Origin of the sequence: Xenorhabdus littoralis, assembly GCF_033949345.1 — a bacterium.
GTDB lineage: Bacteria > Pseudomonadota > Gammaproteobacteria > Enterobacterales > Enterobacteriaceae > Xenorhabdus > Xenorhabdus littoralis.
This window is the reverse complement of record NZ_VCDP01000080.1, coordinates 1-10,232: the sequence shown is the minus strand read 5'-3', so window position 1 is coordinate 10,232 and position 10,232 is coordinate 1. Positions and strand designations below refer to the sequence as shown.

The following is a 10,232-nucleotide window of genomic DNA, read 5'->3' as shown; positions in this document are numbered from 1 at the left end:
ACTGGCTAAAGCCATAAAATGATAGGAGTAAATCATGTCCCGCGCAACGCGCAGGACATGGTTACAATCCCTTGCATCTTCCGCCTCAAATTATCAAAGGTATTATTTATCGGTGATAATTACCTCAATATCATTTGTGTCTAAATATACCCCATCACCATCAAAAATATTACGAACATGGTTTCTGGATATTTCTTTGTCATACCTAAATTCATCACGTAGTTCCGTGTAATAATCAGAACCATGATGAACTAAATTATCGATGAAAAATTGCATTTCGGTTTTATTCATTGTTAAGTTTATTTTCATATCACTTTCCTCAATTTTTCGGTCATATCAAAATATTAGCAAACTATTTCAATAGTGATAATCACTTCAATATTATATTGAAAACATAAGATCGTTAAATTAACACGTTGGGGTACTAGCAAATCCTGCTCGTACTGCATGATAAAATTGCTGGTTAATTTCCTCTGTCATTCTTTGTAAAATTAGTGACATTTCTGGCCCAGCAAGCTGTGGTGAACCCGTTTTAAATGGTGGGTGTGGATCATATTCAATAGCCAGTTCAACTAGTTCCGCAAACTCAGAACCTCTTAATTGTTTAAGTACTAATAAAGATGCATCAAACGAGCCTGTTGCCGGGCCAGAAGTATAAATATTGCCATCAATAACAACGCCACTACCTTCCACAGCTATCGCGCCAAATTCTGATAACATAGAAACAGCACTGAAATTACTGGTCGCCCTACGATTTACTAATAATCCAGCCGCACCAAGAACTAATGTTCCGTAACACGTCCCGATTAAAAATTTAGTTTTCGGGGCTTTTTTAGCAAAAAATGCAAGCACTTCCATATCTCTGACAATTTCAGGAGGTACCATGCCTACAATCAATACATCTAAATCATCAGGGCATTCATCAAATGTCATTGTCGGCATTGTCGGCCAACCAATAAAGCCTTCTACTAACTCTCTTTTTTTCCAAATGAAATAGATTTCCGCAGAAGCAATTGTAAAAACAGATTGTGCTCCATTAATATCCATTGGCATGAAACCCGGGCAAACAAATATACCAACCTTAATTGGTGTACCTTGGCTTACCCTGCCTTTGGAAACTAATTTTATAATTGATTCCGTTGTCTTACCGTAAGCTTCATTGATAATCACAGATACCTCACTTCCTCAATCTTATTTTTTACTGGTTAGTAAAATAATGACATTTGTTTTATACTCTGTAAATGATTATTTTACCGAGTAGTAAAAAATGAAAAAAAAGGGTCGTCCGCGTTCTTATGACAGTGAAATAGCCATCAACAATATTACTTTTCTCTTTTGGCGCAAAGGGTTTACTGCCACGTCTTTAGACGACTTAGTAAACGAAACGGGGATGAATAAACCAAGTCTCTATGCCGCATTCGGAAATAAGTTAGCTATTTATAAAAAAGCTATGGATAATTTTGGTACTATCGCAATCACACGTTATGAAAATACACTTAAAAAACAAAATGAAAATGACACAATCCTTGATCGCATAACCCGTTATTTAACAGCTTGCATTGATTTATATACCGGTGAAAACGGAAAGTTGGGTTGCATGGCTTTATCAACAGCAGCGGCAGAGGTAGAAATACCTGAAATTCAACAATATCTTGCAATGGTAATTCAGGTACAAACTGATCAAATAAAAAAAATTCTAAGTGAAACACAAAATAATGGGGAATTTCTTCCTGATACGGATATTGACATTATTGCTCAATTAATTATCGCTATTTTACATTCGATTTCTCTACGTGCTAGAGCCGGTGAAAATGAAGTAACGTTAATGCCGCTAGTACGTAGTGTCAGGATGATTTTAGAGCCTGTAACAGTGTCAGCAGAATGATTGGTAAGGATCAAATACCCACCAGCAATTTTTGTGATATACCATCTGTCGCCATTGAAACAGTTTTCAAAACCACCATTTTAACCTTGCCCGTATACAAGCTTAATTGAATGAATGAATGAATGAAGAATCCCTCTTCCTTCAAGCACAGGAAAAGTCTTTAATTTTGCATAGACTGCGGGTTCATCATGCTGAACAGATCAAACACTGGCTGGGTAAACCAACCGTGAAGCGCCACCTAGAAGTACAGATACAAAGTTATTTTAAATCGAAATTTGTATGTTTATAAAAACGGTAAATGAGTGCAGCCAACAAGGCTGCAACTTGAAAGACGACAACTATATAAATTGTGCTACGAAGACATTGCTGCCATGGCGGGTGGAATCAGACTCATAAGTTCATCTTTCGATGCTCCATCACGAGCCTGAAATGAAATTGCCTGCATAATTCCAAGAAAATATGATGCCAGTTTTCCAACATCGATATCAGCAGATATTTCATCATCGGACACACCTTTTTCTAACCGTGTCTGAATTAATGCCAATGTGTTTTTACGCACTGTTTTAAGATAAATATAAACATCCTCATTTTCTTGCCGGTTATTCATTATTCCTAAAATAAGTAAACATCCTCCAGCACGGTTTGACGTGGCAACATCCACTGAACATTCCAACATTGCCCGAATATTTTCCTGTACGCTGCCAGCTTCATTAAGCTTATCCATTGCTTTAGCACCGACAGTCTTAATGTAAAGTTCAACCGCCGCATAGAATGTTTTTTTCTTACTGCCAAATGCCGCATAAAAACTCGGGGGATTGATATTCATCGCAGCAGTGAGATCAACAAGCTGTGTTCCTTCATAGCCTTTAACCCAAAACAGTTCCATTGCTTGTTGAAGCGCAATATCTCGGTTAAAGCGTCGTGGGCGTCCTCGTAGTGTCATTATAGATACCATCGTTATTTTTGTAGTGACTATAACATAAATATCTTGATCCCATTTCGCAAGTCATATATTTTTGTAATCATTACTACAAAATTAATCAATAACCCCCCAAGGGCAATAACATGGAAAAAATGCAATCCAACATCGTTAATCATTGCCATACGGTAACGAAGCAAAAAACAATTCCTTTCGCCATTTATATACTGACAATCGGTATCTTTTCCATGGTAACCAGTGAATTTCAAGTCACGGGTATGGTGCCAATCATGGCGCATGACCTCGGTGTATCCATTTCTCAAATCGGTTATCTTGTTTCTCTTTATGCCTTGTCCATGGCTTTTGGTGGCCCACTTTTAGCCATAGGATTATTAAAAACACCACCCAAAAACGCATTAATTATCCTCTATATCACTTTCATCTCTGGCGAAGCTCTTGGAGCGCTGGCAAACTCATATTCCATGCTGGTGATTGCAAGGATCATAACCGGGGCGGTTTCGGGGGCTTTCTTTGGCGTCGCACTTGCAATCTGTATAGAACTTGTGCCCGATCAACAACGAGGATGGGCTGTTTCAGTGGTGCTTGCCGGTATTATGTTGGGAACGATTCTGGGATTGCCAATGGCTAATTTGATAGGCACATATGCAGGTTGGCGAGAAAGTTTCTGGACAACTGGTGTGTTAGCCACAATTGCGGGGGTCATCAGCATATTTCATCTTCCAGCTATCCCAAAACCACCGATAATGAGCTTACGATCAGAACTCAATAACTTAAAAAGTCTAAAATTATGGAGTGTCTTTTCCACCAGCTTGCTGATTATTGGCGCAACTTTTGCCGCATTTACTTATTTCACTCCAATATTAAAAGAGATATCAGGTTATAGTGATGACATGATCGCCTGTTTACTCATTCTCTATGGAAGCGCCACGATAGTAGGCAATACGGTGGTCGGAAAGCTGTCTGAACGTTACACAATTATAACCTTAACCATAGGCTTAATTTCCCTGACCATATTTCTCCTGCTATTTGGTTTATTTGCAGATAAAAAATCCCTTGCTGCCTTAGCCCTAATTGGTATTGGGTTAGTGGGCGTTACCATGAATCCAGCTATGGTGACACGTGTTATGCGAACAGCCAATGGCCGCTCACTTGTTAATACTGTTCACACCTCAGTGATTACTCTTGGTGTCGTCATTGGCTCTTTTCTTGGCGGATTCTCGATTAGCTTAGGATGGGGGTTAAGAGCACCGTTATGGATAGGTGGATGTATGGCGCTGATTGGCCTAATAACGTTATTACCCGACATTCGTACTTTATATCAGGAAAAAAATATCATTGATAAATAATGACCATCTATTACAAAGTATTTTCTAGTAAAAATACAATCAATGCAGGCGGTATTATTAAAAATAGATAATAACCGCCTCCCTTTATCATTATTTAGGCATGGCGGATATTTTCGTTTTATCTAATGTCCAGACAAAATCTTTCTCGACTACAGGTTCAAAGCCGAATTTTTTATAAAGCCAACTTGCCGTAGACGTTACCAAGGTGACATGCTGTACATGAGGAATAACCGGGTGCTGTAAAATACACTCCACCAACCAGCGTCCTAATCCTTTCTTCTGATATTCATCAATAATAAATACATCTGAAAGATAGGCAAACATAGAAAAATCTGTGATTAATCGGGCAAAACCAATCTCTTTATCACCATGAAATAATGCAAAACATAAACTATTTTCTATTGCTGTCTGAACTTTTTCAAATTCTATTCCTCGCGCCCAAAACAATTGCGTTAATTCACTATGAACAAATTTAATATCAATCTTGCTTTTATCCGTAGTAATCCAATATTCACCTCTTTCCCATGTTATATTTTCTTTCATCATTTTTTCCTTTTTAATAATAGGTTGAACTGTGAAGGAAATTTACCATAAAAAAAGATAAAAAAAGCCATGCTACAGCACGGCTTTTCAACATGATAGTATGTTAATTAATCATTTCTCTGTAATAATGACCGATATAATAACCCACCAATAGCGCCACCAATTAATGGAATCAACCAGAATACCCAAAGTTGCTCCAATGCCCACGTTCCCTGAAAAATAGCAACCGCAGTACTTCTTGCCGGGTTAACAGATGTGTTTGTTACAGGAATACTGATTAAATGAATAAGAGTCAAAGATAAACCAATCGCTAATGGTGCGAATCCTGCCGGCGCATTCTTGTCTGTTGCTCCCAGGATCACGATTAAGAAAAAAGCTGTTAATACTAATTCAATAATAATTGCAGCTTGTAATGAAAAATCGCCGGGAGAGTGGTCACCATAACCATTAGACGCGAAACCGCTTGCTGTTGCATCGAAACCACTTTTACCGCTGGCGATAAGGTAAAGTACCGCTGCCGCTGCAATCCCTCCTATTACTTGAGCAATGATATAAGGAATCACATCTTTTGCAGAAATACGCCCACCGGCAAATAATCCCAACGTTACTGCCGGATTAAAATGTCCCCCTGAAATATGCCCGACGGCATAGGCCATCGTTACCACGGTTAAGCCAAAAGCCAGAGATACCCCCACAAAACCAATCCCCAGCTGTGGAAATGCCGCAGCTAAAACAGCACTACCACATCCTCCAAACACTAACCAAAAAGTACCCAAAAACTCTGCTGATAATTTTTTAAACATTCTACGATTCCTCAATGATATTGGCATGAATGCAATAGAATCCCAAAACAGTTTAGTTAGTATTTTTAAATATGGGCAAGGAATCACAGGCAGAAAAGAAAGGGATAACAATATTGTTAACTTAATGATAAATAGTATCTAAAAAATATCTCGAAAATTAAGATGCAATAACTAAAACAACCTGAGTTTAATATACACCCGTAATTCTTTAAGTTGGGTATAAACTCAGGTTGTTGATTTATCTAATCAATAGATTATTTTATTACTGCTGTGTTGACTGTATCTGATGCCTGCCAAATACGGTATTTCACTGTCTCCGATTTTGGCGCATATACCACTATAGGTAATTTGCTGTTGTAACGTACAAACGCATCTTTACCTAATTGAACCTGTACAAAGCGTACAGTTTCTGGTTCGTGACATGCCATTTTCGTTGAGAATGGGCCAGTGACTTTGTTTAGTACATAATAATCATATCCCCACCCGTCCAGCACTTCTGTCTTCAACTGGCCACCAAACCAATGGTTGTTACAGTCTACTTTCATATCCTTGCCAATCATCAACTCAACTCTATAGTTGTTTTCATTCTCCAGGGGAGGAAGCTCAATCACGCTACGAGCCATTCCCTTAGAAGCAGCAGGATAAGGAGCTACATCTTCTAGTTTTTTGTCAGCAAAAACAGAAGTCGAGACCATCAAAGCAGCTAAAGGAAATAGATATTTTTTCATATATCACCTCTGAATATATTTAAAAAGGAGATTGAATCATAACAACAAAAAGACTGAGGTAAATTATGTTTTTTTGGCAATACACTGATTTTTAACACCATTCCATAAAGATAAAATTTACTCCCAAAAATGACTATTAACTTTTATTAATAATTGTTAAGTACACAAAGCTTACCAGATCTTTTTTATGTGATATCTCTCAAATCTGATATTACAATGGGCTGCTACACTCATACGGTGTGGTAGTAAATTTCGTATAGGAGGTCTTATGTTTCCAGAACATCGCGATTTAGTATCCAATCTGAGAGAATCACATCCCCGTTTCCAATCCTTGTTTGAAAAACACAATCGACTTGACCAAGAAATAGTGCAACTTGAAGGCCCAAATGGAACGGGCTACAACGATAAAGTTGTGCGTCTGAAAAAAGAAAAACTACACGTCAAAGATGAAATGCAACGGATTTTGCAGTCTGAATCTCTGAAGTAACACTGCTAATAGTTTTAACGCCTACTTTATTAACAAGTGGGCGTCATATAAAGTTCTCATTTAGAGAACACCATCTAACTCAATATACACAAAAAAGCCACCATAACGGTGGCAAAAACTGGAGCAATGGTTTTTGTTATTTATGGTTTTACCATTAATTTTTTCCCATTAATTACTGGGCGGCAGCCACTTTCTGCCGAGGTTGTCTCTTAGTTTTCGCCTTTGGATGTGGCGTGACATTCTGGACTTCACCTGGCTTAGAAATGAAACGTACAAAGGTTTCATGGCTGACGAACGTTGCTCCACAATTGATGTTCTGACATTGGTTATAGCGTTCCTTTGTTTCGCTTGAATGCTCGAAGCTACTACGAGTATGCGCTGACTGACTACACAGAGGACACTTAATCATATTGTTCACCTTTCTTGAAATAACACCATCTCGTCTGGTGAACAATATACCAAAGATCTCATGTTGAGATCAAGTTTTTATTTCGGGATCTTTCGGTTTTTCAGCCACAACCCCATCAATCTTAATTTCAAGCTCCAATGTGGTGGTAAACCCGCTGTCATTAAGATTGTGAGTCACTTTCACTATCGTCCAGTCCATGCCATCGATTTTTTCCTTGAATCCATCAATTTTAGCCAGCATTTCAGGATAAAGGTCTGCCCGTCCCTTCGCTAAAGTGATTGCAAACTTTGCAGACCTTCTCTGCATTTTTAGCCAAACAGCCTCAGCAGCACGCGTTGCGTCTTCCTTGTTGTGGTATATGCGGGAAAGTGTTAAAACATTTCCCTTTGCGCCTGACATATATTTTTGTGCTATCTGCTGGGTTGTGGTTGTTTGATGGGATTTAAGTGATGATGATTCTTCTGACTCATAAGAAAGACTGCCATCGAAACTCAAACCCCCACCACCACTTTTCGCGTTCAGTAACCCCATTGAAGCTGGGAGGTTTAAAATCGTACTCCCTGCTTTTGCCGCATCCTTCAAGGCATCAAGTTTTCCTCTTCCTTTTGGTTTATCTTTTTTGTTATCGTCTTCCTTTTTATCCTCCTTCCGTGAGTCTTCATCCGAAGATCCGTTCCCGCCGCTATAACTAACGGATACATCAATTTTCAGGCTTTTCGATTCCTCCCGCTGATACTCAATTGTCTGTTCAGAGGCAGTACGAATATTCCACCATTTCGCCACAACACCAGTATAAGCATCGCGATCAGAGAGTGAGAACCGATGACTATCACCAGCTTGACGGGTAATCTCAACCACCGGAAGCTCTTCACCACTTGATGATTTATTTTGCCCTTGGAGAATAAACAGCAATACTCCATTTTTAATGGAGGCAATTGCTCCTTCTTGCTGTGCCAGACGAGTTAAAAAACTCAAGTCAGATTCATTGGTCTGATCGATATGCACAATAATATCTTTCAATTCCTTCCCGACTAGAAATTTCAATTTATTTTTTACCGCTATCGTACTGACAACGCTCTCTATCGTCTGCTTATGATAAGACTTATCGTGCTTAGCATTCAGCTCACCACGTAAATCCGCACTACGGGCACGAACGGTGAGCCTGTCAGGCGCACCGCTATGTTCGATTTCATCAACTACAAATTTACCTTTTGGTGTCAGGGCCTGCCCGTACCAACCTAATTCCAATGTCAGGATATCCCCTCTGGAAGGCAGATCAAGTTTGCCATCTGAGTCATCCAGCTCGAGATCGAGCTGATCTGCTTCAAAACCACGGTTATCTGTCAGTGTCAAAGACATCAAACGTGACTGGATTTTTCCTGTGATATCCTTGTTATTAGTCTCCAGACGAAAAGCTGGTGCCCCTTCTTTACCAGTGACTAAATCAAATTGGGGAACCCAATCCGTTTTTGGCATAAATTGTTTCAAATCCATCATGGGAGGAATCCTTTAATTTTTTTCATGCCCTCATCCTTCAGTTTCGAAAGATCATCCAGAGATTTAGGCAATTTGTTCTTCATGTCAGAAAGCTGATCCTGTAAATCGCCCAACATTTCAAACAAATTGTTATCAACACGCCGTAAAGTCAGTGTAAAACTGATTTTTCTTGCCGCTCCGCCTGACATAAACTCCGTTTTCGTCTCATCAATGCTTTCAATGACAAACATGCCGTAGATTGCGCCGCTGCCATCAATCAAAGACCATGCTTTGCCACTGTCGGCCATCAATTTCAATGCCGCCAGTGAAAGAGAGCCACCAGTCAGTTCAGGATAAAGATCTCCCGACAACGTTATTGTATCGTTATCCGGACCAATAAATTGCCATGCAGGCCGTGCTCCCACACGGCTATTAAAAGCATGTCTCCAGCTTTGTTTATATTGAAAACTTTGGTAAGGCGTGGTTTTCAACATAAAAACAAATAAACCAAGTGCAGCCATCATAAGAAATCTTCTCCTCTGTCAGAAAGTGAGCTACGCATACGGGCTTGCTGCATACGTTCCCGTTGTTCCAGTTCCTGTCTGACCATACGGGCGATATCCTGTGCAGACTGTCCCTGAGAGCCATAGACATAAATGTTATATTGTGGTGCCGCACCGGATTGCTGCTGTGGTTGGCTCCGCATCTGTTTTGCCTGAACTTCCTCATAAGCGTGAGCTGGCAGGCTTTGGGCATGTAACGGCGCATCCTGTGCCGCTACAGGCAACGACATTGAGCTGACGGCAAGTCCCAAGGCCGCAAACTGCGCCGTTTTTACCCTACTGGTCACATTCGCTGACCCACTGATAATTTCAGGGCCATGCTCACCAACAATTCCATATTCACCAGCAGAAATTAAACCGCCTTTGTCATAAGGTGGAAGATTAACAGTCTGTTTAACCCCTGTTCCATTATTGGTTGTTATTTCCTGAGCTACTGTTATTTTCTGCTTTATTTCCTCATTATCTGATTTCCAGAATTTAAACAGGTCAGTAATTTTAGAAAACTTCCCTTTCAATTCTTCCCATTTTTCATTAATGCCATTTATCAAGGATTCAATCATATCAGCACCGGATTTTTTTAATTTCTCCGGAATTTCACTAATATTATTGACAATTTCATCCCACTTATCTGAGATGGATTTTTTAATATTTCCCCAAACTTCCAATGTATTTTTAGAAACAGCATCCCAGACACCACTGATTGTTGCCTTTATACTTTCCCATTTTTCAACAACACCTTGTTTAAGTAATTCCCACTTTTCTAACAAGGAAGTTTTAATACTCTCCCAATATTCCATCGCGCTAAGTTTTACTGATTCCCAAGCACCTTTGATGATATTTTTTATACTTTCCCATACCAGAAAAACACTCTGCTTAATACTTTCCCATTTTTCAGAGAGGTAAGTTTTAATATTCTCCCATGCTTCCAATGCATGCTGTTTTACCGGTTCCCAGACGTTGCTTAGTGAAGTTTTAATCCCTTCCCAAACCGTGGAAACATACTGGCTCATTGCCTGCCATTTCTGGGACAGTCCTGACTTGATACTGTCCCA

13 protein-coding genes are annotated in these 10,232 nt (G+C 39.5%); 3 read left to right on the top strand and 10 right to left on the bottom strand.

The features are described 5' to 3' along the window. Positions 1-102 precede the first annotated feature (102 nt). Together FE394_RS16750 and FE394_RS16745 are read right to left on the bottom strand one after the other, a co-directional pair. A complete protein-coding gene (locus tag FE394_RS16750; RefSeq protein ID WP_319927494.1) occupies positions 103-309 on the bottom strand; it encodes a hypothetical protein in 207 nt (68 codons plus the stop codon). 99 nt (positions 310-408) lie between these two features. Continuing rightward, entirely contained in the window at positions 409-1,170 is a 762-nt protein-coding gene (locus tag FE394_RS16745) for a DJ-1/PfpI family protein (protein ID WP_319927493.1), read from the bottom strand. Between the two features lie 97 nt (positions 1,171-1,267). On the opposite strand from FE394_RS16745, the gene FE394_RS16740 reads away from it, so the two are divergent. Continuing rightward, positions 1,268-1,885, top strand: coding sequence for a TetR/AcrR family transcriptional regulator (locus tag FE394_RS16740; RefSeq protein WP_319927492.1), 618 nt, complete (start codon positions 1,268-1,270; stop codon positions 1,883-1,885). Positions 1,886-2,237: 352 nt separating this feature from the next. On the opposite strand, the gene FE394_RS16735 is transcribed toward FE394_RS16740, so the two are convergent. Further along, the gene (locus tag FE394_RS16735; RefSeq protein WP_319927491.1) at positions 2,238-2,828 is read right to left on the bottom strand and encodes a TetR/AcrR family transcriptional regulator; all 591 of its coding nucleotides are present in this window, start codon (positions 2,826-2,828) and stop codon (positions 2,238-2,240) included. Positions 2,829-2,950: 122 nt separating this feature from the next. Here FE394_RS16735 and FE394_RS16730 point away from each other — a divergent pair, with 122 nt between their 5' ends. After that, positions 2,951-4,171: an MFS transporter gene (locus FE394_RS16730; RefSeq protein WP_319927490.1), complete on the top strand. Its 1,221-nt coding sequence runs from the start codon at positions 2,951-2,953 to the stop codon at positions 4,169-4,171. A gap of 90 nt (positions 4,172-4,261) precedes the next feature. Here the strand turns inward: FE394_RS16730 and FE394_RS16725 are convergent, their stop codons facing one another. From FE394_RS16725 to eco, 3 genes are all read right to left on the bottom strand, one after another. Then, positions 4,262-4,717 (bottom strand): GNAT family N-acetyltransferase, encoded by a 456-nt coding sequence (locus FE394_RS16725; protein WP_319927489.1) that lies wholly within the window; start codon positions 4,715-4,717, stop codon positions 4,262-4,264. Positions 4,718-4,821: 104 nt separating this feature from the next. Further along, positions 4,822-5,517 carry an aquaporin Z gene (aqpZ, locus tag FE394_RS16720; protein ID WP_319927488.1) on the bottom strand — a complete coding sequence of 232 codons (696 nt, stop codon included), beginning with the start codon at positions 5,515-5,517 and terminating at the stop codon, positions 4,822-4,824. Between the two features lie 254 nt (positions 5,518-5,771). Then, on the bottom strand, positions 5,772-6,245 hold the full coding sequence (gene eco, locus FE394_RS16715; protein ID WP_319927487.1) for a serine protease inhibitor ecotin: 474 nt from the start codon (positions 6,243-6,245) through the stop codon (positions 5,772-5,774). Positions 6,246-6,513: 268 nt separating this feature from the next. Here eco and FE394_RS16710 point away from each other — a divergent pair, with 268 nt between their 5' ends. After that, positions 6,514-6,732: an HP1242/YdcH family protein gene (locus tag FE394_RS16710; RefSeq protein ID WP_319927486.1), complete on the top strand. Its 219-nt coding sequence runs from the start codon at positions 6,514-6,516 to the stop codon at positions 6,730-6,732. Positions 6,733-6,904: 172 nt separating this feature from the next. Here the strand turns inward: FE394_RS16710 and FE394_RS16705 are convergent, their stop codons facing one another. The 4 genes from FE394_RS16705 to FE394_RS16690 form a co-directional block, all read right to left on the bottom strand. Beyond that, complete coding sequence (locus tag FE394_RS16705) at positions 6,905-7,141, bottom strand: ogr/Delta-like zinc finger family protein (protein WP_319927485.1); 237 nt, start codon at positions 7,139-7,141, stop codon at positions 6,905-6,907. A gap of 69 nt (positions 7,142-7,210) precedes the next feature. Then, positions 7,211-8,638 carry a phage late control D family protein gene (locus tag FE394_RS16700; RefSeq protein ID WP_319927484.1) on the bottom strand — a complete coding sequence of 476 codons (1,428 nt, stop codon included), beginning with the start codon at positions 8,636-8,638 and terminating at the stop codon, positions 7,211-7,213. Further along, complete coding sequence (locus FE394_RS16695) at positions 8,635-9,141, bottom strand: phage tail protein (RefSeq protein ID WP_319927483.1); 507 nt, start codon at positions 9,139-9,141, stop codon at positions 8,635-8,637. Before FE394_RS16695 ends, FE394_RS16700 begins: the two co-directional genes overlap by 4 nt. Further along, the coding region (locus FE394_RS16690; RefSeq protein WP_419836356.1) for a phage tail protein at positions 9,138-10,232 on the bottom strand (1,095 nt) is incomplete at its 5' end. The genes FE394_RS16690 and FE394_RS16695, both read right to left, overlap by 4 nt.